The organism is Alteromonas sp. H02 (genome assembly GCF_059682525.1).
In genome coordinates this window covers 2,810,614-2,835,136 of record NZ_CM185021.1, presented here as the reverse complement: position 1 = coordinate 2,835,136, position 24,523 = coordinate 2,810,614, and the positions used below count along the sequence as shown (strand labels likewise).

Here is a 24,523-nt window from a genome sequence, read left to right as displayed (position 1 = left end):
ATATCTATTGATAAGCCGCGCTTATTGCGTAGCAATTAAGGGTTGTCAGTAAAAATTGACGCCAGGTTGCGCAACAAGGCGGCTGTAGCCCCCCAAATCATGCGGTTTTGCCAGGGAATAAAGTGAACCGGATTGGTAAGCGGCCCGCGGTGAAAATGCTCGGTGATATAATTATTGGTATCCAGCAGAAACGCCAGTGGCACCTCAAAGGTGTCGCTCACCTCATTGCTATCGATAATGATATCGAATTCAGGCTTAACAATCGCGACCACGGCAGTGATACAAAAGCCGGTGATAGTGCGGTGCTTCGGCATCACGCCGATCACCTGGCAATTTTGCCGGGGCAGGCCAATTTCTTCCCAGGCTTCACGCAGGGCGGTGTCGATTAAATCTTTATCCTGCTCTTCCTGTTTCCCGCCGGGAAAACTAATTTGCCCGGGGTGGTGAGCCAGGTGTAAGGCTCGTTGAGTGAGCAGTACAGTAAGCCCCTCCGGTCGGTCGATAAGCGGTACCAGAACGCCTGCTGCACGCCCGGCATAAGAAAGCGGGTAATCATCACTCACCGCTAGCGGCGGCGACGAATGAAAGCGGTGCAGGAAAGCGGCCTTATTCACAACTGGCCTCCAGTACCGGCAGGATACGAGCGACCTTATCCAGGGTTTCCTGGTATTCTTCAGTCGCATTGGAGTCGAGCACAATACCGCCGCCGGCCCAGCAAAACAGCTGATTTTGCTCACCCAGCAAGGTGCGGATACAAATGCTTGAGTCCAGGTCGTTCTTTAAACCCAGATACAAAAAGCTACCACAATAAATGCCACGGCGATTGGGCTCCAGCTCTTCAATAATTTCCATTGCGCGAATTTTAGGCGCGCCGGTAATGGAACCACCGGGGAAACAGCCGGCAAGCAAGTCCAGCGGGTGACTGTTAGCCGCCAGTTTACTGGTGATCCTGGTGACCATATGATGCACTGCCGGATAGCTTTCAAGTTTGAATAACTCAGGTACCTGCAGGCTGCCAGGCACGCTGTGTTTGCTGATATCGTTTCGTAAAAGATCTACTATCATCAGGTTTTCGGCCCGGTCTTTCTCGGCACTTAACAGCGATTTAGCACTGGCAGCATCTTCAGCCGGGTTAGCAAAACGTGGCCGGGTACCTTTTATCGGTTTGGTTTCAACAACCCCATTACGGCACTGAATAAACCGTTCTGGTGACAAACTCAGTACAGCGCTGCCAGCAACGCGCATGAACGCTGAAAATGGCACACTGTTGGCCTGGGTGAGTGTCCGGTAAGCGGTCCACAAACAACCTTCGTAGCCGGTAGTAAATCGTTGCGCAAAATTGACCTGGTAGCAGTCTCCGGCCACCAGATAATTATGTACGGCAGACAGGGCTTCGCTGTACTGTGCCTGCGTCATGTTACTTTGCCAGCCACCCTTGATAGCAAAAGGCGCAGAAGGGGTGGCTAACCATTGATTAAAATCAGGCACTGCAACGTCACTCGTGTGGCAAAAATACCAGCGGTCTTCCTGAACATCATGGATCAGTGCCCGGTTATAGATCCCCAGCGCCATTTCAGGACACTGATATTCGTCGCGGTTGAGCGTCGGCAGGGTTTCATAATCGCGGCCCAAATCGTAACTGCAGAATCCTGCCAGTCCGAGCACCAAAGGTAGCTCTTCATAATGCTGAATTGCTGCATCGAGCGTAATACTATGCTGAAAGGCTTTAAAATAACGTTTTGCCGTGTCCAGCGGTGATTCATTTGTGCAGGCAATGGTTTCCAGCGTGTCACCCTGCGCCTGAACTACAGTTGTACCCGCTTTGGTGGTGATGGTGAGGGCCGGAGACCACAACGCAATGTCGTAGCGGCTGTTGCTCTGGGTCGAGGTGCCGGAGTCGTACAACAGACTCCAGTTATCCCCGGCAAGCCGCTGAAAAACGGCTTGCAGTGGCGTGTTAGCCGGTAGTGTTACCTGTGTAATATGCAGCGTCTCTGTCGGGAATGAAAATCGGGACTGGGGCATTCAATTCTTTTCTTGTATTTATCACTAACAAATTAACGGCAAGCCCACTGCTACCAGCAGAGTGCGTTCACTCCACCAAAGTCGCAGATGGTTTTAATGGTGCCAGTTGTCGACATGCGGTAGTATACGGATTCTTCGTCTAGATGACTATGTGAGCCTAAAAATAAGAGGACGCCATGACCGTAATTCGTCAACAAGACTTTATCGATAGCATCGAAGATGCGCTGCAATTCATTTCTTATTACCACCCACTTGATTATGTGAAGGCTGTTGAACAGGCCTATCTCAAGGAAGAAAGCCAGGCGGCAAAAGATGCCATGGCGCAAATCCTGATTAATTCACGTATGTCAGCCGAGGGTAAACGCCCGTTATGCCAGGATACCGGTATTGTTACCTGTTTCGTAAAAATCGGTATGGGCGTAAGTTGGGATAAAACCGACATGACCGTTCAGCAAATGGTTGATGAAGGTACCCGCCGAGCATACTTAAACCCGGATAATCCGCTGCGGGCGTCGATTGTTGAAGATCCTGCCGGTGCCCGTAAGAACACCAAAGATAATACGCCGGCGGTAGTGCATATCGACACCGTGCCAGGCGATAAAATAGAAGTGATGATCGCGGCCAAGGGCGGCGGCTCTGAGAACAAATCTAAAATGGTAATGTTAAACCCCAGCGATGATATTGTTGAATGGGTACTGAAAACCTTACCTACCATGGGCGCTGGTTGGTGTCCGCCTGGTATGCTTGGCCTGGGTATTGGTGGTACTGCTGAGAAAGCTGCCGTTTTAGCCAAGGAAAGCCTGATGGATCCGGTTGATATTCAGGAACTGATTGAACGCGGCCCACAAACCACCGATGAAAAACTGCGGGTGGAAATTTACGAGCGTGTAAACAAACTGGGTATCGGCGCACAAGGCCTCGGTGGTTTAACTACCGTGGTGGATGTGAAAATTAAATCGGTACCGACTCACGCCGCATCTAAGCCAGTAGCCATGATCCCGAACTGCGCGGCAACCCGTCACGCGCATTTCTATCTCGACGGCAGTGGTCCGGCAGATTTAAAAGCGCCTAAACTGGAAGAATGGCCAGAAGTTACCTGGGAAGTCAGCGAAAACACTCGTCGTGTAAACATGGACGAAGTGACCAAGGAAGACATTAAAGAATGGAAAGTGGGCGAAACCGTATTGCTGTCTGGCAAGATGTTAACCGGCCGTGATGCCGCTCATAAGCGCATTCAGACCATGCTGGAAAACGGTGAAGGCTTACCGGAAGGCGTGGATCTTAACGGCAAGTTTATTTACTACGTTGGTCCGGTTGATGCAGTAGGTGACGAAGTAGTTGGCCCGGCAGGCCCGACTACTGCTACGCGAATGGATAAATTCACCGACATGATGCTGGAAAAAACAGGTATTGCAGGCATGATTGGTAAAGCCGAACGTGGCCCGGCAACCGTTGAATCCATTGCTAAACACGAGTCAGTTTATCTGATGGCAGTGGGCGGGGCAGCTTACCTGGTATCTAAAGCTATTAAGAAAGCTCGTGTAGTTGCTTTTGAAGATTTAGGGATGGAAGCCATCTACGAGTTTGAAGTAGAAGACATGCCGGTAACCGTGGCAGTAGATTCTACTGGTGCCAACGCTCACCAGACTGGCCCGGCTATCTGGAAAGCTAAAATTGCTGAACTGGATGAAGCACTGTCTAAATAACCAGCATTTAATACCGAATAAGCGATTCTTCGCTTAAACCGAAGTCAAAAACGGGTAACATGAGTTACCCGTTTTTTTATTGAAGTCATTCAGCTTGGTAATGGAACACCTTAATATTATTATTCCTGCCAGCGCAGCACTGCTGGCGTTAATTATTGGCCTGATAATCGGCCGCTTTCAGGGCAGGGCGCAGGCGCAACAGGCTTTGGCGGAGCAACAGTTAATAGCCCAGCAACTGGAGCAGGCACAACACTATCTGGACGCTGTACAACAAAGAGCCCGGCAGGATATCAGCGAGCTTAAACAACAGCTCTCATCACTTCAGATCTCTCTACAGGAACAATCGGCTAAAGCGGCGCTACTACCAGAAACTCAGCAACAGCGTGAGCAATTACAACGCGATCTGAAAGCCCTGCAGGCCGATTATACGCAATTAAAAGCTGCCAGTGACGCAAGGCAGGCCGCCTTTGATGCCGCAGAGAAGTCCCATGAAGAAAAGCTCACCACCCTGCAACAAGCCGAAAAACGCTTACAGGAGCAATTTGAAAATTTGGCGAACCGAATTTTCCAGCAAAAGGCGGAAAGCTTTGGCAATGAAAGTAAAACCCGCCTGGATGCGCTGCTCAACCCGTTAAAAGATCAGATTGAAGGCTTCAAGAAGCAGGTTACCGATCAATACGTGAAAGAGGGGCAGGAACGTGCCTCGCTGAAAACCGAAATTCTGGGTCTAAAAGCACTGAATCAGCAAATCACTGAAGATGCTGCTGCGCTGACTCGCGCCTTAAAAGGCGATAATAAGCAACAGGGTAACTGGGGCGAAGTCGTACTGGAACGCATCTTAAAAGAATCCGGGTTGCGCGAAGGCCATGAATTTGAGACTCAGGTATCTGCTCGCAACGAACAGGGCAAATTACAGCAGCCGGATGTCGTGGTTCATCTGCCTAATGATAAAGACGTGATCATCGACTCCAAGGTGAGTCTGGCTGCTTATGAACGGTATTTTAACAGTGATAACGACGATGAACGGGCGCGCTATTTAAAGGAACATGTCAACTCATTACGTACTCATATTAAAGCGCTGGGGGCAAAAGATTACCACGAGCTGGAAGCCATTCGCTCGCTGGACTACGTGCTGATGTTTATACCGGTTGAGCCCGCGTTTTTGTTGGCGGTAGAAAGCGATCCGGAACTGGTGACGCTGGCGTTGAATAACAACATAATGCTGGTCTCGCCGACCAACCTGCTGGTAGCACTACGCACCATTAATAACATCTGGCAGTACGAATATCAGAATCAGAATGCCCAGAAAATCGCGCAACATGCAGCCAAACTTTACGATAAGTTTGCTGGCTTCGTGGGTGATATGGAAAAAATTGGCAAAGCGGTAGAAAGTACCCAGAAACACTACGATGCTGCGCTGAATAAATTAACCAGCGGGCGGGGCAATCTGGTGCGTCAGGTTGAGCAATTTCGTGCGCTGGGTGTTCAACCCAGTAAGCGCCTGACCGATACCAGTGATGATGAAGCAGACGAGCAGGATTAAGTCAGATAGCTCGCTTTACTGCCAGCCATGACCGCCTGATTTCTGCCATTGGCTTTGGCCCGGTACAGGGCATCATCGGCCAGTTTAAGCAACTGGTCCGGGTCCCGGGCCTGGCTTGCTTCTACACAACCAATACTGATCGTGAGAGGGTCGGCGGCGTCGGCCCATTTAGTTTCGCTTAATGACTGACATATCTTATCGGCAATGAGTTTGGCCTCGGTTAAAGATTGATCGGCTAGCAGAATAATAAATTCTTCTCCACCAAAACGGGCAACTAAGTCGGATTGCCTGACTTGCTGTTTAAGCTGTCTGGCAGTATGCACAATGGCTTTGTCGCCGGCGCTGTGTCCAAAGGTATCGTTGATTAGTTTAAAATAATCGATGTCGAGCATCTGAATACTGAAGGGCCGTTGATAGCGCTGAAAGACCGAGAACTGGTATTCCAGTTGTGACTGAAACGCCCGGCGATTAAGTAACCCGGTAAGCTGATCGTGCTCGGCCAGATATTTCATGCGCACGATTAACCGCGATATGGTAGTGCCCACCGCCGTGGTATTGATGAGTATAATCAATACAACCTGCATCCATAACGTAAGCGACGGATGGTAAGGCGAAAAAAATAAACTGTTTTCGGGGATGGGCACCGCAAATACCCAAAACGTAAGCTTACTGATCACCATTGTGATGATCAGCACGTCTGCCAGACACAAAATGCCGGCAATAGTGGCAGAAAAAGCCGCGTGCAGCGCTTTAAATTTCATTTTGAGGGTGGCCAGCATCACCACAATAACCATTACCAAACTCAGTACAGCTACCGTTTCAGGCGTTATCCAGCCAGGTAAAAACAAAACATACGTCACACTCACCAGGATAATCATTGAACTAAACCATTTAGAATCGATGGTTAATCTGAACAGGTGACGAAGTGCAAGGTTATAGATAATAAATGAAATCAGTAATATGATATCGGCAATCACCCACAAAAAAAGTGTGGGATTGTCGGGATGACGAAAGTCGAGTAACAGAGCCAGTGCAAATAACAGGTTGGCCAGCGCAAAGCGGATACTGCTGTTGTGGTACAACTGCAGTGGTTTGGCAATAACTATCCAGCCAATACTGAACAATAGCGTCAGTAAGATATTGACTTTGTTTAACTCTATACTGGTTGAAAGGAGAGTATCCATCAAAATGCCATCAGCTCGACATACCTTCAGTTTAGCGCAACTGTCGTTATTTATTATTGAATCAGATCATTAACCAACCGACTGCACAGGAGCAGGGAATGAGCGTTCTATCAACCGTTGTAAAAACCATGCGTCCGCCGTTTTTATTGCTGGTAGTGAGTTGTCTGACACTCAGCTTTGGCTTTGTCAACTTTTTAAATATAGACGGTTCCTGGTTTTTATTCAGTTTAATTCTCGTTTGTGGCCTGTGTGCTCATATAGCCGTGAATATGCTCAACGAATATGTGGATTGCACCAGCAAACTGGACTTTGCTACTAACCGTACCCCCTTCAGTGGCGGTAGCGGGGCACTGGTAAGCGAACCATCAGTGGCTGGGCTGGTTAAATACATCGGTATTGCCTTTGTGCTGCTCACCATAGTGTCGGGCATTATGGTGTTGCGCCAAACGCCTGAGGCTTGGCTGTCGTTATTTGCCATGGGTGTACTGGGTGTTGTGATCGTGGTGAGCTATACGCCGGTGCTTAATCGTTATCCCTGGCTCTGTCTGGTGGCACCAGGTTTGGGTTTTGGTATGCTGATGTCTTACGGCAGCTATGTGGCGGTTAGCGGCTCACATAATATAACCATGCTGCTGTTGGCGTTGATCCCCACCTTGCTCACTAACAATCTGTTGTTACTCAATCAGTTTCCGGATGCCGCCAGTGACGCAGAGCATGGCCGAAACCATGTGCTCATTGAATACGGCTATGCGTTTTCCGCCAGGCTTTACTTAGCACAATGGCTGCTCACCATACTGGTGGTGGTATCAACCGTTATGGTTTTTAGTTTGCCCTGGTACAGCCTTGTTTGTTTGTTACCTATGCTGCCAGGCTGGCGAATCTATCAACAAGCCAAACAGTTTGAACAGCCCGACAAAAGCTTTCTGGCGGCAATGGGGCAGAATGTGATGATGACCCTGGCAACCCCATTATTATTAGGAGTGGTGCTGTGTGTGGCCGGTTAAATGTTACCGATAGCCCGGGTGTGAGGCAATTGTGCGACCAGTTGGAAATTAGCTTCTGGCCGGAAGAGGGAATGCGATTTAGCCGTTTTGTACGCGCCACTGAAAGAGTTACCATCGTGCTTGAACAACAGGGGAAAAGGGTAGCGCGGAATGCCATCTGGTGGTTATTACTGGAACCAGAACACAGTACCGGCATTATGCATTTCAAACCGTCCCGGTACACATCGTTTAATACCCGTTACGACAAACTCAACGTGCCGCGAAGTGCGGGATATCACTCCTTTCGTCAGCATCGCTGTATCATTCCGGTAGCCGGTTTTGGCGAATCGCAAAAAGTCGGCAGTCAAATGACTTACCACGATATGATTGCCGAACCCGATGCCCAACTGGCCATGGGCGGCTTGTATCGTGAATGGCACGGTCACGACAGCCACGGTAACGAGTTTGTGGAAACCTCGTGCTCGGTGGTTACGCTACCGCCACACCAAAAATTAATGGATGTTCATCAAAAGTCCACGCCGTTAATGTTATCGCTAAAAGATAACAGCCTGCAGCGGTGGCTGGATGCAGATACTACTGAGCCACAGGCACTTGAAGATTTGTTAATACCAAAAATACGCCACCAGTTTAAAGTATTACCTATTAATAAACCTTCACTCTATCAGCCTGCCGGAGCGTCATTTGATCTTGAACCGGATTAATCAGTAATTAAAAAGGGGGTTATGTGAAAAGGATATCAATGTGAATTCTCTGGTTATCTTAGCGAGTTCGAGATCCCGTGGGAATACTGCAACGTTGTCTCAAGAGATAGTAAAGGGTTTGCGAGCTGAGTTCGTGGACCTTCAGGATATATCAATTTCATATTTTGATTACAAACATCGCAATATTTCTGATGACTTTATTCCGCTAGTGGAACGCATGGTTACTGCAGACATTGTTGTGTTTGCAACGCCAGTATATTGGTATGCAATGTCAGCTCAACTAAAAACCTTCTTCGACCGGTTTACTGATTTGCTGACGGTAAACAAAGAACTTGGACGCAAACTACGCGGTTTACCAATATCAGTCATTTCAACAGGAACTGATGCGGAATTGCCTTCTGGTTTCAACAGCCAGTTCGAGTTAATTGCGGATTACTTAGGACTGGTATATCACGAACCGCTATATTGTTGCTGCGCTGATGATTTTAACCTTCAGGAACATGAGCAGGCAATTCAAGGTTATATTAACAGAATCGCCAACTAAACTGCTTTAGTCTCTTGCAGGCCCGTGGGGAGCGACCTTGTCATATTCGCATACTTGTTTGTGTTTATATTGACAAATCATGTGCAACTTGAAACATAAAAAGGACTAATACAGCAATGAAAGGAAGCGTAATGCTGGGGTGCTAGCGCATGGGCTGCACCACTTCGCTTCTAATTTTATTCCATGTACTATCACCTTTCAGTGGTAAGTTATATTATGCCTGCGGAGAATTACGGTGGATGAACAGCTAACAAATAAAGTTATACAAATATGGGAAAATGCGAAAACGAATTCTCCCCTTACTCAAAAGAGTGCGGTGTGCGTTTCAACAATAGACTCTGCAGGCTTTCCTCAATCTCGCTTCGTTGACCTCAAGGAAGTCGACCAGCGAGGTTTTACTTTTTGTACATCTTACAACTCAGCAAAAGGCAGCGAACTTTCGCAAAACCCAAAAGTTGCCTTGCTTGCTTGGTGGGATCATATTGGCTGTCAGATACGTGTTGTTGGAAAGGCCGTAACTATTTCCAACGAACTAGCAGATAAATTTTGGTTTTCTCGTTCCAAAAAGGCGCGTGTTGCTACTACTTTTTTTAGACAAAGCGAAATCTGGGATTCTTCAGTTTCAATGGAAAACCAATACTCTGCTACGCTCGCTGCTTCACCAGAATCCATCGTTCGCCCGAGTTCATGGGGTGGGTATACTGTTGTACCAAATTCAATAGAAATTCTGAAATTTAGAGACAGTCGAGTACATATTAGGGAACAGTATGTAAGGGACAACGGTTCACCATGGAAAATGCAATTGTTACAGCCTTAGGACATAGGCATAGCCAAGCACTATAGTTGCCAATACAAGACTACAACAACCAAAGGCACAACTGATGACGTAATAATGTCCGTTTAACGATGAAATTAAAATGCTGTTGTAAATATAAAAACTGGAAATTTTCAGGTGCCGTCAGTTTACTGGACATGTTTGGGCTTACTATTCTGCTAGCGTTTTACCTGTTTGCCATTTGTGCAATTAGCATTGTTGTGGGGAGTCTTTTTTATTCTATCTTTATGGCCTTTTTTGAGTTTGGCCAATTCAGGTTTTTGTTAGAGTTAGGCGTTGAGTTCGCGCTTTTTATCGTGTTTTTAATCAAATCACTGGGAAAGTTTCTGCATGCTTGCAGTTATTTGCTCAAGTACAGGTTAACCATCAGACAGAGATGTTCGGTATGTGGTAGCACCAACACCTTGCTGGATGTGCCGAAAAATGTCGACCCGTTTTAGCGGAATTAATGTCGGGTAAAACTATTAAACACACCGGTCCGTGCGGCGCTTCGGCTCATTCATAACGGCAGTTAAGCTCAATACTACGTTGCTTCACAGGGAATTTATGTCAAAAGTTACATTAGAGGGCTTTATTTTAGTGCCTGCGTCAGATCTTGAAGTAGTAAAGCAAGCGTTGGTAAAGCATAAGCAGCTCACGCTGGAAGAGCCTGGCTGCATTACCTTTAAAGTTGTTGAAAATAAAAAGGATCCGCTTCGTTTTGATGTTTATGAAGAGTTCACGAGTCAAAGCGCTTTTGAGCAACATCAGCATAGAGTAAGAGATTCTGACTGGGGCAAGGTTACCGTGAATGTAGGACGTCATTACCAAATTTTTAAATAAACTGTTGTTGCTTCATTTTCCTGGCAACCGCTCCAAACCATCGCCACTAGCTACCAGACATTATCGATAAACCCCAACGTAACAACATTTTGTAAGAATTCTTGTGGTCTTCACCCAGCATAATAAAAAGTTGATATAGTCTGTTGAAATAATCACGTTAATCAGCCTGTCTTTATAACTACAGAGGCTTAACGTTCTGTCTGCGGCGTGCTACTCGAGAGTCTTCAACAGTATTGCACGCTTTATAGGGCGATAATGTCATGCCATATTCATAGCAGGTCAGGAAGTACATTTTTAAAGGGAGTTTTTAGTGAGAGTCTTCAAATGGCTGGTGTCGTCTGTATTTTTGATTACCGTTGTTATTGTGGCCGTTGGCTACCTGTATCTGTACGTTCTTCCTACCGGGCCAGAAAGAACCGAAGCAAAACCTTTTGCCACAGGTAAAGACAGCTTTGTCATTAACGCCTATAAACATACTGATCGCAAAACCATCAGAGTCTGGACATACAAACCAGCAGAGTGGACGCCTGCAGATCCGGTACTGTTTGTTATGCATGGCATGGGCAGAAATGCGGAGGATTATCTCGATGCATGGACAGAGCTTGCCGAGCAGAAAGGAATAATGCTGATTGCTCCCGAATTTGCCAGCAAGTTCTATCGGGTCATTACTAATGACTATCAGGAAGGAAATTTAAAGAGTTATTTTGGGTGGCAAAACCCCGAGAGTGAGTGGGCTTTTACCGTAGTGGAAAATGTTTTTGACCATGTGAATACCGTAAACGGGCTTTCACTTGATGGTTACCTTATCTTCGGGCATTCGGCCGGCGGTCAGTTTGTGCAGCGCATGGTGGCAATGAAGCCGCAATCCCGTATCAATAAAGCCATAGCAGCCAACGCCGGCACGTATTCGTTTATGGAGGAGGAGGCGCCTTACCCTTACGGACTGGGTGACGTTAATTATAATCTGCAGGGATCTTTTGCTAAAAATCTGGTGGTACTGCTTGGGGAGCTGGATAACAATGCCCAACAAGGGCGGCTGGACCAAACCGAAATGGCAATGGAGCAGGGGGCTAATCGGCTAGAACGGGGCGCAAACTTTTTTCAGGCGTCTAAAACCGTGGCTGGGAATAACGGCTTCGATTTTAACTGGCAGATACAGGTTGTGCCTGATGTTGGCCATGAGTATAAGCGGATGTCGGAGGCGGCTGCAAAGCTCCTTTGATTAAGGTATTCAAGATGCATTTATTTGCTGCTAATTAAAGGAGAACACATGAGTAATCCTGGAAAGCTGTTTTTTTTCTGCGGCAAAATGGGCGCGGGTAAATCAACTCGTTCAATGCTTGTCGCAAAAGAAAATAATGCGGTAGTGATTGCAGAAGATGATTGGCTCGCAGCGCATTACCCTGAGCTGATTCAAACCTTTGACGATTACATCAACTACTCAACACTTATCCGTCCTTTTATTAAAAGCCATGTACAGGGCCTACTTAACATCGGCGTGAATGTTGTTATGGATTTTCCTGCCAACACTGTTAAACAAAGATCCTGGTTTACATCGCTCTCCACCGAAACACACAGTGAACACGAACTCTGGTATTTAGATGTTTCTGATGAACAGTGTATAGCGCAACTTGCTCAACGTCGCGTTGAACAGCCGCAAAGAGCCAAGTTTGATACAGAAGCGGTATTTCATCAGGTCACCGGGTACTTTGAAGCACCAACTGGCAGCGAGAATCTTAATATAGTTCGTGTGACATGATACCACTACACGTTGCCAGTTTTGTTACCCATGACGTTATATCTTTTAAGGTTTAAAAAATGAATAAAATTCTGCTCACGCTAGCGCTTACATTGATTTCTTTTTCGTCTTTTTCAGCAACCAGCAGATATGACATGGTGGCGAAAGAGTATGAACAGATTGCGCTTAAGGCGAATGTGGTAGAAGACGCGAAAATGCAGGGCGTATGCCTGGTGCAGTTAAAAGAACTGACGTTTAAAAAGAAAAATGAATTTGATCCGATCTCTGAATGGGTAAACTATCGTTCGGTATCCTTACTCGAACAGTATTCTCCATGTGAGGTGCTTATTATGTTAGGGAAACTGCGAATAAGTCCTGCAATTTAGTTCTTGAACCAGCCTTTGCATTCGCCGCCTAATTTTTGAACGCTAAATTCTCAATTTAGGCCAATATACTACCTTTTTAGGCCTGATTTCGGCCTTATTCCGGGTTATTCCCGGATTTCAGACAGATCTTGGCTGTCGTCGTAACATTTGGTCTACTTTAAACAGGTTCGCCAAGGTGAATAGCATGGCTAACTGCGAGTCATTTTTCATCAGTCCTTTATAGCGTGCTTTGATAAAGCCAAACTGACATTTGATGATCCGAAACGGATGCTCTACTTTCGCCCGGATGCTGGCTTTTAAGTATTCGATGTTAATGGCCGTTTTGTTTTTGCGAGGATGCTTTTTCAGCGCCCGGACTTTTCCGGGGCGTTCGGCAATCAGCCATTCCACATTTGTATCTTTCAGCTCTTCGCGTTTTTCTGCGCCTTGATAACCAGCATCGCCGGAAGCGAATTCTTCTTCGCCGTGCAACAGGTTGTGCAACTGGTTCAGGTCATGTTCGTTGGCGGCGGTGGTCACCAGCGTATGAGTCAGACCACTCTTGGCATCCACACCAATATGGGCTTTCATGCCGAAGTGCCATTCATTGCCTTTCTTGGTCTGATGCATCTCCGGGTCACGTTCATTCTTTTTATTTTTAGTGGAGCTGGGCGCTTCAATAATCGTGGCATCCACCAGTGTACCCTGCGTCATCATCACACCGCAGTCCGACAGCCATTGGTTGACCGTTTTGAATAATTTGCGAGTCAGCTTGTGCTTTTCCAGCAAGTGCCGGAAGTTCATAATGGTAGTGCGGTCTGGAATGGCTTTATCCAATGACAGTTGCGCAAACTGGCGCATCGAAGCAATTTCATATAACGCATCTTCCATTGCCTCATCACCAAGGCTATACCATTGCTGCATACAGTGAATGCGAAACATGGTCTCAAGCGCATACGGACGTCTGCCATTGCCTGCTTTAGGATAAAAGGGTTCAATTACTTCCAGCAGTTGAGTCCACGGCAACAAGTTGTCCATCCGGGATAGGAAAATCTCTTTACGGGTCTGACGGCGCTTGCTGGAAAACTCACTATCGGCAAAAGTTAACTGTTGGCTCATGGGCGGTAATGGCTGTGATTTACTATGCAGCTATGATCTCACATCGGGGACTTATTCGCATCTTCCTTAGAAGTGGCAAATGATATGATCCGGGATGAAAAGCAGTAAACCGATGGATTTATTTCTGAACCAGCGCTTACGGATTAGAAACTAACAGTGGAAATTGTATTAATTCCATTGGGCATAATCGCTTTCTTCTTGTTTTTGCCTTTTGCTCTGGCTAAATTGACTGCGTCTGAAAAAACACAAAATGCGCATCTTGCTATTGGCTTTAAGTCCGCGTTGCCTCATTTAAGAAGTTTTCTGGGGATCGGTTTAATGCCATTGTTAGCCATCATCTGGAGCTACGATGCGTTCGGTAATAAGTATTTAAGCGCGGCTATATTCTCTGCCACATTTTACGTGCTGGTGTTTATGCATGATGAGACTCAAACGTGCTTTAAAACGTTCAGGCAGTTTCGGTATCTTACCCATGGTTATGTAGTATCGGGATCCTTGGTTTGCTTGTTTGTTTTTAATCTCTTTGGCGGTCTGATTTTAATACTCGCTTGCTTGTATTGGTTTTTACAGTGTTTGATATTTCTCGGCAAAAGCATTGAAGGTGGAACAGATTGAAGCTATCCCTGCCGTTGCTTCGACAATACAAAGCTGCCCGTTTAATATCATTTTGCTCAGCATAAGCGTTTATTATTAAAAGAAATTTGCACTGCTATGTCATTTACCATCCATCAATAATTAATCTTTGCGGCCCGAGGCAGAAACCTCCGCTTAGTTGAAGAAAGAATCGCTGAAGGCGCTGATATTGATTATCAGGATCCTCAACACGGTAGTGCTTTAATCGCCACAATTAATAATGATGACGTCAGGCTAATTCAGTTTTTGATTGAAAAAGGCATAAACGTTAATCGTCAGGATAACCGTGGTGTGGTGCCATTGGAGGTTGCGCTGCATCATGCATCGGATGACGTCGTCAGGCTTTTGGCCTGGTCAGGAGCCAAATTGAACAGTAGGGCCCGGTCGCATTGGCAAGAACGTCTCAAACATTGTTTAGCTAATAGTTAGCCACTAAGGACAGGTAATGGTAGTTATTTACGGAATAAACAAACATCTCAATCCGATAAAGCGCGAATTGTCTGATGCTATCCACGCCTGCATGCAATCGGTTTTGGGTATGCCTGAAGATAAACGCGCGCATCGCTTTGTGCCACTTGATGAAGGTGACTTTTTCTACCCGGGTGGCAGAACCAAGTCATACACTGTCATCGAAATCAATATGATGAAGGGCAGAACGCCGGAAACACGAAAGGCGTTAATCAAAGCGTTATTCAAGACCAGTTCCTCAACTGTGGGGATTTTGCCTGTGGATATTGAAATTACCATCAAGGAGCAGGAAAAATATCAATGGGGATTTCGTGGTATGACGGGTGACGAAGCGGCGGATATACAATATAAAGTGGATGTCTGATCACTTCTAACGGCCTGCCTTAGCAGCACCTGGTTTGGCACCGGCATTTCACTTTCCACTACAGGGCATTCATTTGTTTGCATTATTCTTTTTAGTCGCCAGCTTTGCAGGCAATTTTATAGGGTTCCGGATTACGCTCAGGTTACTCAAGGTAACTGAGAAGTTAAATAAACGGAGTCTGCTGCTTACTTTCGCTTTTCTCACGGTACAGGCGCTTTCAGGTTTGCTTATCTACTATGCAGGTCTGGTCGAACCCGCCGGTACGGTATTGTCGATAGTGATATTCAGTTTTGTGTTAAGAAAGTTTCTTGTTCTCAAACTCTGGCAGTTAATCGTTATTCCCATTGGCGTTTCTTTGCTATCGTCGTTTATTCTGGCGGTATCATTATTATTGTATATGAGTTTGTTTGAATCAGTTTCGCTGAGCTAATTAAGCGATAATTGACAATCAGTCCCCTGGAGCAGTTTAAAACAGGATACAGTCATGATTAGCTAGACAACTCAAACGGGATGAAAAGGATTTTTCTTTATGAAGGTATTGTTTACTTTCCTGTTAGTCATGGTGATGATAGAAAAGCTCGCCGGATTAATGGGCATCGGATTTTTTGATATTTCCATATTTACAATATCCACATTATCCGATGTGTTTCACTATGCCACAAAGTTGATGGTTTTAATGGTTGTTTATCTGATCATCGATAAGATATTTAGCGCGTTAAATAAAACTAAACCGACGGTTTAGCCGCAGTTAAACAGGGAGTGAAAACAGGCGTTATGAGAGGCCCTCAGTTGAAACAACATAACCGTGTGCAGTTACGCTTACCCTCTGTTGTGAAGATATTCGCAGTGTTTGCGATATCTCTCGATCTATTTTTTTGTTGTTTTTATGCACTGTTCCTATTGTTAGGCATTGAAGCGCCAGCACCTGGTGCGTTTTTCGTCGCCTTGTTAGTTTTGCCCCTTCTTTTTATATTATTCGCAACCTCGGCGTTTTTCAAGGTAGTTGTCGCCTGAGCTGTTAAGCTGCTTCTTTTTTATTCTCCGGATTTAGCTCTACGCTTCCGATCTTATCCCAGTTTCTGGTTTCACCAGACCAACGACTTGGATTTCTCACTTTTGCCTCGGCATATAACTCAGTGCGCTTTGCCAGTATCTGTTGGTCTTCACCTTTGTGTCGCTGCTCTGGGGTAACGAATCTTATGCGGCTATGGCGATGTTCGGTGTTATACCAGCGGACAAAATCTCGCACCCAGGCTCGCGCTTCCTCCAGCGACTTAAAGCCTTCACTCGGCCATCTATGGCAGTATTTGACTGTGCGGAACAGAGATTCTGAGTAAGGGTTGTCATTACTGACACCGGGACGGCTACGTGAGCCGATAACGCCCATTTCAATCATCTTAGCTTGCATGGTCAGGCTCTTCATCGGACTGCCATTATCAGAATGTAAGATTATCTCGTCATTCACGCATTTCTCAGACCATAGCGTGCGTTCCAAGAGGTTAGCGGCATGATCACCAGACTCGCAATCATACACTTCCCATCCCACAACTTTACGGCTAAAAATATCCATTATCATGTACAGATAAAAGAACCGACCAATGACCGTAGAGGGGCAGTACGATATATCCCAGGTCCACACTTCACAGGGACCCGTAGCCGTAAATCCATCAGGTTTTGCCAGTGTACCTTTGGGTTTTGCTTTGCCTCTGTGGCTAAGCTGATTATTGGCTTTCAATATACGGTAAAAGCTGGATTCCGAACCCAGATAAACTCCCTCATCGGCCAACATGGGCACAATCTGACTGGGCGGCAGACTGGCAAACCGCTCTTCATTGCAGATATCCAAAATGGCTTGTTGTTCTATCTCAGTTAGCTTATTTGCAGGCGTCGGCCTGCTCGCCTCCGGGCGCTTATCTGCACAAATTCCATCCGCGTCCCGCCATCGTTGTAACGTGCGCAGGGATAAGCCGATGATGCCACAGGCTTTGTGCTTTCTGGCCCCCGCACTAACGGCTTCATCAATCAGTGAAATATAGTATTGCCTATCTGAGAACGTGGTTAGTTGTCCTCGTCTTCCCCCCAGTAGGCATTTAACTTTTTTCTAAGCACCAGAAGCGCAGCAGTTTCGGCTAACGCTGCGTCTTTGCGTTTTAACTCTCTTTCCAGCTCTTTAATGCGTTTCTTATCCGCTTTACGTTCCTGGGCCTGCTGTTTACGCTTATCCGCCTCGGATTGATTACCGGAGATACAGCTATGTTTCCATTGCTGGATTTGCTCCGGGAAAAGGCCCTTTTTCCGGCAGTATTCACTTACCTCAACTTCCGACATGGCAGCAGTCTCTATCACCGCAGAAAACTTCTGCTCTGCGGTCCAATTCTCTGGCGTATTACTTTTAATCAAACTGAAATCGGCCTCTGTATACTTGTCCCGCCAACCATACAACGTAGACAGGCTAATACCTTCTCTTTGCGCAAACTGGCGTAATGATAAACCGCTTTCAATCAACTTACTAACCACTGCCTTTTTATGTTCTTCTGGATAATGTCTCACTCATGCCTAACTTCCGCACCCTGTCTAATACTATGAAAAACTGAGGCGACAACTATCCTGACACAGGGGGACCTTAGGGTACCCGTTTTTTGCCTTGTTAAACCGGGTCCGGGGTGGTTTGTTTTTAACGGTGTTACGTGGCAAAGCTCCCTCCGTCGGTAAGACATAAGGTTGTTGTAACCGAGCGATTTTTAGTCGCTGTCGGGTAACTGTCGGCTGGTTGTCGTTACGCACTAATCCCCGGTGGTGTATAGTGTTACGGCATTCACAACAATAAGAGAATATCTGTGAAATCATTAAGAATCACCCGGCATTGGTCGCAGGAGCAACTGGCGCAATTAAGCCATTTAAACGTTCGCACAATCCAACGGGTTGAAAAGGGCGAGGGTGCTGGTTTAGAAACGCTCAAATCACTGGCATCAGTGTTTGAAATCTCTGTGGATGAGCTCAGGTCCGTGATTGAACGGGATAACGAACCCGGGAGTGAAGAAACTTTTAACGCTGGAAACAGCAAAGCAGTGCATGAACAGGCAAAGGCAAAAGTTACAGCGCTCAAATATTTCTACGCTTTCACAGCTTTTTTGGTCACGGTATTTGTTTTGTTTATGCTGCCAAATTATAACGGTGGCGAGAATACCGGCCCATTGATAGTGGTCTTCTTATCGTTTGCTACGCTAGTTGCGGGCCTGGCAATTTATGTTTTTGAGCCCTTTGGTACCAAATGGGAAAAAGCAAAAGTCGCGAAAATAGTACAACAGCAAAACGAAGAGTGCAGCCTGGACAACAAACACTAAACCAAGGTGTTTAAAACTTCTTGTAGTTTGTAGTTATCTAGTCATTACCTGATAAAGGAGTGTCAGCAAGGAATGGAAATTATTTTAGTGCGTCATGGCCGGCCGCAAAAAGCCGGTAATGCACTACTGAATGCTGCGGGATTTGCCAACTGGGTGAAAAACTATAATCATTCACTGGTTTCAGAGCAGAGCCTGCCCTGTAAAATTAGTAAGGCGAAGTATAACGAGCATTATCTCGTTTCGAGCGATCTGCCTCGAGCCGTGCATAGTTGCTCAATTTTTTCCGGTAGTCCGCCCCAGTATCAGTCCAGGCTATTTCGTGAGATGGATATTCCTCGCTATAAGCTGCCATTTACCATCAGGGCATGGAGCTGGGTTTATCTTAACCGCACTTTATGGACGCTGGGTAAAAAGGGGCGTTTTGAGTCTTATGCTCAGGCCAGAAAGCGCGCAAAGCTGGCCGCCAGTGAGCTGATTGCACTAGCGCAGCAACACGATAAAATCATCCTGTTTTCACACGGCTATCTGATTCTCCACATCAGAAAACATCTTCGTCGCTATGGGCTAACGCAACTGCAAAAATCCAACAGCTACTGGGGTGTTTCGGCTTTTAAAGATTAACTACAGTTTAGCCTTACACCTGTGATAGCCTGAATTAAGCGTTGTTTTAGCGAGCCCCTGCGGGGCTTCATTGAGAAATCTGAATAAAAGGAAACCACCATGACTTATGTAGATGGCTACGTGATACCGGTGTTAGCAGAGAACAAAGACAAATATATCGAGCAAGCTAAAATCGCCGCCAGCGTATTTAAAGAACACGGTGTCATCGAGATTTATGAGAACTGGGGAGATGATGTACCCGAAGGCGAAGTCACCTCGTTTTACAAGGCTGTGCAATGTAAAGAGGGTGAAGTGGTGGTGTTTTCCTGGGCGGTGTGGCCATCTAAAGAAGCTCGGAATGAGGGCTGGAAGGCACTTATGGAAGATCCCAGAATGAAGCCCGACCCCAATAACCCCATGCCATTTGATGGCAAGCGCCTTATCTACGGTGGGTTCTCTACTATTGTTCACGAGTGAGCCGGGGATACTCTATAGCCAGTGATTATAGGCAACAAGTGGAATTAAATATGAATATGATCAAAAAAGGGAGCTGTTAAAAGCTCCCTTGTACTTTTGTATTGATTAGTTAGTGTATTCGCTTTCTGCGGCGGCTGATGAATGCAATCATTAATCCACCGAGCCATACCAGTGACAGGCTGCCGCCACCGCCACTCGGGCGATTAGTCACGGTAACTGTCACCGTTTCGGTAACGGTATTCTGACCATCCGTAGCGGTAACCGTAAAGCTTACAGAGGTGCTATCGTCGGTATCCGGCGCGGTAGAGCTGAAGGTAGAGCCCTGAACACCATTGATAGTAAACACAATCTCATCATCTTCAGGATCGGAAGCGCTGGCTCTGATGGTGATGGTTGCGCCTTCCTGCACGCTGGATGGCGCCGAAACGGTCAGTACCGGAGGCTGATTGGGGGTTACCGTAATGTCTACCGTAGCGGTGTCGGTAAAGCCATACTCATCGGTGGCCGTTACCCTTAAACGTAACGCTGTACCAGCGTCGACTGATGCAGGGGTTACCGTTACCACTTCGCCCGCCACGTTAATCGTGGCTGCGGGGCCGCTTAATTGCTCTACACTCAGGCTCACATTGTCGCCGTTGGCATCGGTAACTGAGATTGGCAGTACTGAAGCCTGTAGTTCTGTCAGGCTAATGCTCGCCTGTTCACTGCCGTCGATCAGCAGTTCTGGTGCGGCGTGCATTTGCACTTCAGTATTCACTTCGCCGATTTCTTCCTGAGTCCCAGGAATATTAGGTACTTGTGAAGCAACGGTCACTGGCAGCGAGCCAGTCAGCTCGGCGTTAGCATCTACCTGCAGACTAAAATCAAGATCTGCTGGTCCGGTAGCAGTGATAGACGTTTGTGGCGTCAGGCATAACACCGTTCCCGACTGAATAAGCGATTCCACTTCGCCACCTGGATTATTGGCATTGGCAGAGTTAAAGGCCAGGGTAGTGCCCAGCTTACCATTCTGATCCTGCCATCCTACAGTACCGGCTAAAGACTCAGTGCCACTGCGTACATTCCGGTAGGCATAAATCACACTGGGTTCACCGGGGCCGGCATGGTGATTCAGGATAACCTGCATGTCAGCACTATGGCCGCCAGATTGTAAGCCTGTCCATTCAACAACCGTTGTTGCGCCGTTATCAAGGGTCGCTACCGTGATCCCTGAGCCCGCGTCATCATTGAAAGACCAGTCTCGCCATAGTGGCGCTAATACGGCACCACTGTAAGACTCATCAGCCAGCATACGGTTAATAGCAGGGAAGGCGTTTACGGCAGCAGATGCTGGCGTAATAAATCCTTTGGATGACACCGCAATACCATTCCATTGTTCGCCTAATACGTTAACCGCAACCGGGAAGGCGGCGAGTAATTCACTGCCGCTGTCTTGTAAAGGCTGATAACCGAGTGCTGACAAGTCGATGTAGCCATCATTACTGTTGGTATCAACCCGGCACTGACCGTCTGTTTCAGGTGTGGTAACCGAATAGCCTGATACACCCGCTGTGACGTTCTGGGTAATCGACCAACTGATGGTATTACCGTTAACGGTACCACCCTCTGTAACGCTGCCAGCAACCACGCTGGTACCTTCGGGAATGGTGACGTCAATTTCGTAGTTGCGATCTTCGGTACTCGTGTTGGCCAGAACATTTACCGTGTAATCCACCGTATCGCCCGGCGACACGCGATCGCTGCCATCTACCGCCAGCTTCACATCATTTTCACCACGGATAATATCTACCGGAATAATCCCCAGATTATCCGGCGTTTGTGCACTGCTACCCAGAGCGACACTGGCGTAAAACCGATCGCCCGGAATGCTGCTGTCCAGCGACCATAATAAACGCATGTCGAAAGACTCACGTAAGGCTACTGAAGTGGGGGCTTCTATGGTAAGCGATCCGTCGCTGCTGCTACCTACCAAGGCATAGTCGAGGGTAAAGTTATCTTGCTGCAAAGCACTGCCAGTAAAGTTGTGAACATAAATCCGGTAGGTACCAGCGGGTGGCGACTCGATACTGATATATTCATTCCAGCTGTAACCGGCGCTAAAGGCGAGAAGTTCATCTTCGTCAAAAATGCCGTCACTGTCATTGTCATAGGCAATATATAAGTCTAAATCCGGTGCACTGGATTCGGTGGTTTGTGCCACAAACCGTGGCGTGCCTTCCTCAACCATGACATCCAGGGTATATACACCGTCATTCAGGTTATCGTAAAAATCGCTGGGATCGCTGTCTTCGGCAACATTGCCCGAAACCTTGGTGCCCATAGTCAGGCCCGTTACCTCGTAAGTGAAATCAGTAATTTCAATTGCCAACAGGTCTTCAAGGACCGCAGAATCCGCATCCCGATGACTGGTGCGCTCTACAAAGTCCGGGAAGTTGCCGTTAGAAGCAACCACTGCAACAGGCATATGCTGGGGGGTATTATCATTACCATTAATGAGCACATCACCATATACCCAGTCGTTGTCAGCCACGTTCCAGGTACTTAGCGTGAAGGTTACGGTTTGCGACTGCCCTGTGGATAGCGTTACGCTGGTCGGCTGTGCTTCAAGGGCCAGACCGCTGTCCATATCATCCAGACCGAATGTCCAGGTGCCATTTCGGGTCGCGGTAAATGTGCGCTGCCAGGTACATTCGATCAGGCAGTTATTATCAACCAGGGCCGGAATATTGAGCGTCTTAGGCTCACCGCCGCTGTTCGGATCTGCGGCCTCATAATTTGCCTGAGTCTCTTCCATAATTAACCCAGCATTGGCCGCCGCGTCTATTTGAATACGACCGGCGCCCATATCCAGCCAGTTAGCCTGGGCGGTACTGCCGTTTAAGCCAATATCGGTCTCGGCTGTCATCATCAGCGCCGAGCGAATGGCATCAGCACTCCAATCCGGGTGCAATTCGCGCAGCAGTAGTGCGGCCCCCGCGACATGGGGCGACGCCATGGATGTACCGTCCAGATAGGCATAGTCTGCTGGCGCAGGGCCGGTGGTTTCATGGCCATAATGCTCATCAGAATAGGCCGCATAAATATCTACGCCCGGTGCGCTTATCATCGGCAACAGAGTGCTGAACTGAGTGTTAGGCCCACGTGAGGAGAAGCTTGCGACCTTATCGGCAAGGGTGCTGTCTACTGAACGGATACCTGCTGTAGCAGTAATGGTGGCGCGATGATTACTGCCAGCAGCCAGCCAGCTTTTTAGCCTGTCGCCATCGCTTGCGGCAATATGGATCCCGGGGATAACGTATTCGTCAGGCACCAGATTTTCGGCGCCGCCTTCTACATTAGCGAGCACATAACCACCAGCACCGCCTTGCGACACGTTAATGGCTTTTTGAATTCGGGCAATATCACCACGATCACATACGACTATCTCACCATTAAATGTGCCTGCCGGGTAGGGCTCAAGGCACTGAGCGGGATCCCCGTTGGGATCGTTTGCGTTAGGGTAATCGCCGGCATACACAATATCAGCCGTGATAGCGCCGGTGTTACTCTGCCCACTGATGGTTGCGGGAGCACCAGAACCACCGGAGAAACTGCCAATGGATTTAGAAAGATCCAAAGTTCTGCCATGGGTAGTGGCGGCAACCGGAGTAAGCCAGGGCGACAGTTTGTCGCTGGTCGATGCATCCGGGCCATCATTACCCGCGGAATGTGCTACGAAAATACCGGCGTTATTGGCAGACAACCAGGCTTCACTGAGTGTATTACCCCATACTTCCTCACCACCAGAAATAGAATAGTTGATCGCGTCCACCACACCGCTGGCAATAGCATCATCAATTGCCGTTACTGCCAGGTTAGCGTAACAGCCGTTGTATTCATCGTCGTTTTCGCCGGGTAAACAAACCTGGAAGGAAATGATATTGGCGTGGGGCGCAATACCGCTGATTTGATCAAAGGTGAATTCACCGGCATAGCCGTCGCTTTCTTCAAGATCGTACGCCAGTCCTACAGAGGGCACGTCGTATAAAATATTGCCTGCAGCGGTACCCGCCACGTGGGAGCCGTGGCCATTATAGTCCTCACCGTTGCGGGGCAGTCCCGGTGGGAACACATCGGTGTCGGCATATTGATTGGTAATTTGCGGATAACTGTAAACACCAATCAGCTTGTCGTTACATAAAGCCGGATAATTGCCAGCACAGTCGCCCAGATAGTTGCCGCTACCAAGAGGATTGCTATGGGTGTAACCATCACCGCCGGTAGCGGCAAAAGAAGGATGATCAGTATTAATACCGGTATCAAATATAGCAACGACCGTACCTTCACCCAGTGCACTGGTGCCAGCCAGGGTAGCACCGGCCCAAACGCCGCTTGCGCCGGTTAATTCCGGGCTGGTATCAGAACTGAGTTTAAGTTTGCGATCGGCCTCTACCGATTTTACACCGCTTAGTGCTTTGACTTTTTCTGCTTGTGCTGGTGTCAGCTGTAGCACCATCCCGTTAATGGCAAACTGTAACTGGCGAGTGGCGCTGGCCTGACCGGTAATTTGTGCAATTTTACCTAATACGGTTTGCTGGCGCTGTTGTAAATACTCACGATAAGCCGTGACGTGACTGGCCGAAGCATCCAGTTTACCACGGTTAGCTTTGGCTAAACGTGATGTCTGTAAACGGGTTTTCGGATTGGTTGCCGCAAAACCTTTTATGCCGCCGTTATATTGAGCAACCGAAGGTTCTTGCAACTGAATAATGTAAGTTTGTGTACCATCAACCTGATCTTTGATTTGGTTTATTGTTGGGTTGAGGCGATGAACGGGTTTATTGACCGATGTTGGCGAGATTTGCTGAGCGGCTGCAACAGAGGCATTAGCCAGCAATATGGCACTAACAGCATGTGTGATCAATGATAATTGCTTCACATTAATACTCCATAGTGAAAAGAACGTTGTCCTTGTTCTGTCGGGATTGTTTTTTAACACAGCCGCGCGGGATATGTAATGCTCGTTATCGTATGTACGTGCCATGTAAGTAATTTGGACCGTTTTATCCTAA

The 24,523-nt window shown here is 47.4% G+C and carries 24 protein-coding genes; 18 read left to right on the top strand and 6 right to left on the bottom strand.

Annotated features, from left to right (window positions below):
• Positions 1 to 35 precede the first annotated feature (35 nt).
• Entirely contained in the window at positions 36 to 614 is a 579-nt protein-coding gene (locus tag AC566Q_RS13175; RefSeq protein ID WP_499606887.1) for a CoA pyrophosphatase, read from the bottom strand.
• Positions 607 to 2,025: an aminodeoxychorismate synthase component I gene (pabB, locus tag AC566Q_RS13170; protein WP_499606884.1), complete on the bottom strand. Its 1,419-nt coding sequence runs from the start codon at positions 2,023 to 2,025 to the stop codon at positions 607 to 609. The genes AC566Q_RS13175 and pabB overlap by 8 nt, the downstream gene beginning before the upstream one ends.
• Before the next feature lie 176 nt (positions 2,026 to 2,201).
• Between pabB and AC566Q_RS13165 the strand changes: the two genes are divergently transcribed.
• Both AC566Q_RS13165 and AC566Q_RS13160 read left to right on the top strand, forming a co-directional pair.
• Positions 2,202 to 3,731, top strand: a complete 1,530-nt coding sequence (locus tag AC566Q_RS13165) for a fumarate hydratase (protein ID WP_499606882.1) — start codon at positions 2,202 to 2,204, stop codon at positions 3,729 to 3,731.
• Positions 3,732 to 3,831: 100 nt separating this feature from the next.
• Positions 3,832 to 5,274, top strand: a complete 1,443-nt coding sequence (locus AC566Q_RS13160; RefSeq protein WP_499606880.1) for a DNA recombination protein RmuC — start codon at positions 3,832 to 3,834, stop codon at positions 5,272 to 5,274.
• Here the strand turns inward: AC566Q_RS13160 and AC566Q_RS13155 are convergent.
• Positions 5,271 to 6,458 carry a GGDEF domain-containing protein gene (locus tag AC566Q_RS13155; protein WP_499606878.1) on the bottom strand — a complete coding sequence of 396 codons (1,188 nt, stop codon included), beginning with the start codon at positions 6,456 to 6,458 and terminating at the stop codon, positions 5,271 to 5,273. The two genes, AC566Q_RS13160 and AC566Q_RS13155, sit on opposite strands and share 4 nt — an antisense overlap.
• Positions 6,459 to 6,556: 98 nt before the next feature.
• On the opposite strand from AC566Q_RS13155, the gene AC566Q_RS13150 reads away from it, so the two are divergent.
• The 8 genes from AC566Q_RS13150 (at position 6,557) to AC566Q_RS13115 (ending at position 12,488) form a co-directional block, all read left to right on the top strand.
• A complete protein-coding gene (locus tag AC566Q_RS13150; RefSeq protein ID WP_105935215.1) occupies positions 6,557 to 7,462 on the top strand; it encodes a prenyltransferase in 906 nt (301 codons plus the stop codon).
• A complete protein-coding gene (locus AC566Q_RS13145; protein ID WP_499606876.1) occupies positions 7,447 to 8,163 on the top strand; it encodes an SOS response-associated peptidase family protein in 717 nt (238 codons plus the stop codon). Before AC566Q_RS13150 ends, AC566Q_RS13145 begins: the two co-directional genes overlap by 16 nt.
• A gap of 40 nt (positions 8,164 to 8,203) precedes the next feature.
• Complete coding sequence (locus AC566Q_RS13140; RefSeq protein WP_499606874.1) at positions 8,204 to 8,707, top strand: flavodoxin family protein; 504 nt, start codon at positions 8,204 to 8,206, stop codon at positions 8,705 to 8,707.
• A 235-nt stretch (positions 8,708 to 8,942) separates the two neighbouring features.
• The gene (locus AC566Q_RS13135) at positions 8,943 to 9,524 is read left to right on the top strand and encodes a pyridoxine/pyridoxamine 5'-phosphate oxidase (protein WP_499606872.1); all 582 of its coding nucleotides are present in this window, start codon (positions 8,943 to 8,945) and stop codon (positions 9,522 to 9,524) included.
• A gap of 564 nt (positions 9,525 to 10,088) precedes the next feature.
• Complete coding sequence (locus tag AC566Q_RS13130) at positions 10,089 to 10,364, top strand: putative quinol monooxygenase (protein WP_499606870.1); 276 nt, start codon at positions 10,089 to 10,091, stop codon at positions 10,362 to 10,364.
• Positions 10,365 to 10,674: 310 nt separating this feature from the next.
• Complete coding sequence (locus AC566Q_RS13125; protein WP_499606868.1) at positions 10,675 to 11,586, top strand: alpha/beta hydrolase family protein; 912 nt, start codon at positions 10,675 to 10,677, stop codon at positions 11,584 to 11,586.
• A 48-nt stretch (positions 11,587 to 11,634) separates the two neighbouring features.
• On the top strand, positions 11,635 to 12,123 hold the full coding sequence (locus AC566Q_RS13120) for a P-loop nucleotide/nucleoside kinase family protein (RefSeq protein ID WP_499606866.1): 489 nt from the start codon (positions 11,635 to 11,637) through the stop codon (positions 12,121 to 12,123).
• Between the two features lie 59 nt (positions 12,124 to 12,182).
• Positions 12,183 to 12,488 (top strand): hypothetical protein, encoded by a 306-nt coding sequence (locus AC566Q_RS13115; RefSeq protein ID WP_499606864.1) that lies wholly within the window; start codon positions 12,183 to 12,185, stop codon positions 12,486 to 12,488.
• A gap of 117 nt (positions 12,489 to 12,605) precedes the next feature.
• Here AC566Q_RS13115 and AC566Q_RS13110 read toward each other — a convergent pair whose 3' ends face one another.
• A complete protein-coding gene (locus tag AC566Q_RS13110) occupies positions 12,606 to 13,586 on the bottom strand; it encodes an IS5 family transposase (RefSeq protein WP_499606862.1) in 981 nt (326 codons plus the stop codon).
• A gap of 156 nt (positions 13,587 to 13,742) precedes the next feature.
• On the opposite strand from AC566Q_RS13110, the gene AC566Q_RS13105 reads away from it, so the two are divergent.
• The 5 genes from AC566Q_RS13105 (at position 13,743) to AC566Q_RS13085 (ending at position 15,793) form a co-directional block, all read left to right on the top strand.
• Positions 13,743 to 14,201 (top strand): hypothetical protein, encoded by a 459-nt coding sequence (locus AC566Q_RS13105; protein ID WP_499606860.1) that lies wholly within the window; start codon positions 13,743 to 13,745, stop codon positions 14,199 to 14,201.
• Positions 14,202 to 14,324: 123 nt separating this feature from the next.
• Positions 14,325 to 14,648, top strand: coding sequence for an ankyrin repeat domain-containing protein (locus AC566Q_RS13100; RefSeq protein WP_499617505.1), 324 nt, complete (start codon positions 14,325 to 14,327; stop codon positions 14,646 to 14,648).
• Between the two features lie 16 nt (positions 14,649 to 14,664).
• Positions 14,665 to 15,051, top strand: coding sequence for a tautomerase family protein (locus tag AC566Q_RS13095; protein ID WP_499606858.1), 387 nt, complete (start codon positions 14,665 to 14,667; stop codon positions 15,049 to 15,051).
• 73 nt (positions 15,052 to 15,124) lie between these two features.
• The gene (locus AC566Q_RS13090) at positions 15,125 to 15,481 is read left to right on the top strand and encodes a hypothetical protein (protein ID WP_499606856.1); all 357 of its coding nucleotides are present in this window, start codon (positions 15,125 to 15,127) and stop codon (positions 15,479 to 15,481) included.
• A 99-nt stretch (positions 15,482 to 15,580) separates the two neighbouring features.
• A complete protein-coding gene (locus tag AC566Q_RS13085; RefSeq protein ID WP_499606854.1) occupies positions 15,581 to 15,793 on the top strand; it encodes a hypothetical protein in 213 nt (70 codons plus the stop codon).
• Between the two features lie 276 nt (positions 15,794 to 16,069).
• On the opposite strand, the gene AC566Q_RS13080 is transcribed toward AC566Q_RS13085, so the two are convergent.
• A protein-coding gene (locus AC566Q_RS13080) for an IS3 family transposase (protein ID WP_420836937.1) occupies positions 16,070 to 17,601 on the bottom strand; the annotation gives its coding sequence in 2 pieces (ribosomal slippage) (positions 16,070 to 17,139 and positions 17,139 to 17,601; 1,533 coding nt in all).
• Between the two features lie 287 nt (positions 17,602 to 17,888).
• On the opposite strand from AC566Q_RS13080, the gene AC566Q_RS13075 reads away from it, so the two are divergent.
• From AC566Q_RS13075 to AC566Q_RS13065, 3 genes are all read left to right on the top strand, one after another.
• Complete coding sequence (locus tag AC566Q_RS13075) at positions 17,889 to 18,395, top strand: helix-turn-helix domain-containing protein (protein ID WP_499606852.1); 507 nt, start codon at positions 17,889 to 17,891, stop codon at positions 18,393 to 18,395.
• A gap of 72 nt (positions 18,396 to 18,467) precedes the next feature.
• The gene (locus AC566Q_RS13070) at positions 18,468 to 19,016 is read left to right on the top strand and encodes a histidine phosphatase family protein (protein WP_499606850.1); all 549 of its coding nucleotides are present in this window, start codon (positions 18,468 to 18,470) and stop codon (positions 19,014 to 19,016) included.
• Between the two features lie 99 nt (positions 19,017 to 19,115).
• Entirely contained in the window at positions 19,116 to 19,472 is a 357-nt protein-coding gene (locus AC566Q_RS13065) for a DUF1428 domain-containing protein (protein WP_499606848.1), read from the top strand.
• A gap of 109 nt (positions 19,473 to 19,581) precedes the next feature.
• On the opposite strand, the gene AC566Q_RS13060 is transcribed toward AC566Q_RS13065, so the two are convergent.
• A complete protein-coding gene (locus AC566Q_RS13060; protein WP_499606846.1) occupies positions 19,582 to 24,390 on the bottom strand; it encodes a S8 family serine peptidase in 4,809 nt (1,602 codons plus the stop codon).
• Between the last annotated feature and the right edge of the window lie 133 nt (positions 24,391 to 24,523).

What these genes read in the sequence shown, in the direction of transcription:
- pabB (WP_499606884.1), bottom strand. Translation starts at nt 2,025, where the DNA reads ATGCCCCAGTCCCGATTTTCATTCCCGACAGAGACGCTGCATATTACA.
- AC566Q_RS13165 (WP_499606882.1), top strand. Translation starts at nt 2,202, where the DNA reads ATGACCGTAATTCGTCAACAAGACTTTATCGATAGCATCGAAGATGCG.
- AC566Q_RS13160 (WP_499606880.1), top strand. Translation starts at nt 3,832, where the DNA reads ATGGAACACCTTAATATTATTATTCCTGCCAGCGCAGCACTGCTGGCG.
- AC566Q_RS13155 (WP_499606878.1), bottom strand. Translation starts at nt 6,458, where the DNA reads ATGGATACTCTCCTTTCAACCAGTATAGAGTTAAACAAAGTCAATATC.
- AC566Q_RS13150 (WP_105935215.1), top strand. Translation starts at nt 6,557, where the DNA reads ATGAGCGTTCTATCAACCGTTGTAAAAACCATGCGTCCGCCGTTTTTA.
- AC566Q_RS13130 (WP_499606870.1), top strand. Translation starts at nt 10,089, where the DNA reads ATGTCAAAAGTTACATTAGAGGGCTTTATTTTAGTGCCTGCGTCAGAT.
- AC566Q_RS13120 (WP_499606866.1), top strand. Translation starts at nt 11,635, where the DNA reads ATGAGTAATCCTGGAAAGCTGTTTTTTTTCTGCGGCAAAATGGGCGCG.
- AC566Q_RS13115 (WP_499606864.1), top strand. Translation starts at nt 12,183, where the DNA reads ATGAATAAAATTCTGCTCACGCTAGCGCTTACATTGATTTCTTTTTCG.
- AC566Q_RS13110 (WP_499606862.1), bottom strand. Translation starts at nt 13,586, where the DNA reads ATGAGCCAACAGTTAACTTTTGCCGATAGTGAGTTTTCCAGCAAGCGC.
- AC566Q_RS13095 (WP_499606858.1), top strand. Translation starts at nt 14,665, where the DNA reads ATGGTAGTTATTTACGGAATAAACAAACATCTCAATCCGATAAAGCGC.
- AC566Q_RS13085 (WP_499606854.1), top strand. Translation starts at nt 15,581, where the DNA reads ATGAAGGTATTGTTTACTTTCCTGTTAGTCATGGTGATGATAGAAAAG.
- AC566Q_RS13070 (WP_499606850.1), top strand. Translation starts at nt 18,468, where the DNA reads ATGGAAATTATTTTAGTGCGTCATGGCCGGCCGCAAAAAGCCGGTAAT.
- AC566Q_RS13065 (WP_499606848.1), top strand. Translation starts at nt 19,116, where the DNA reads ATGACTTATGTAGATGGCTACGTGATACCGGTGTTAGCAGAGAACAAA.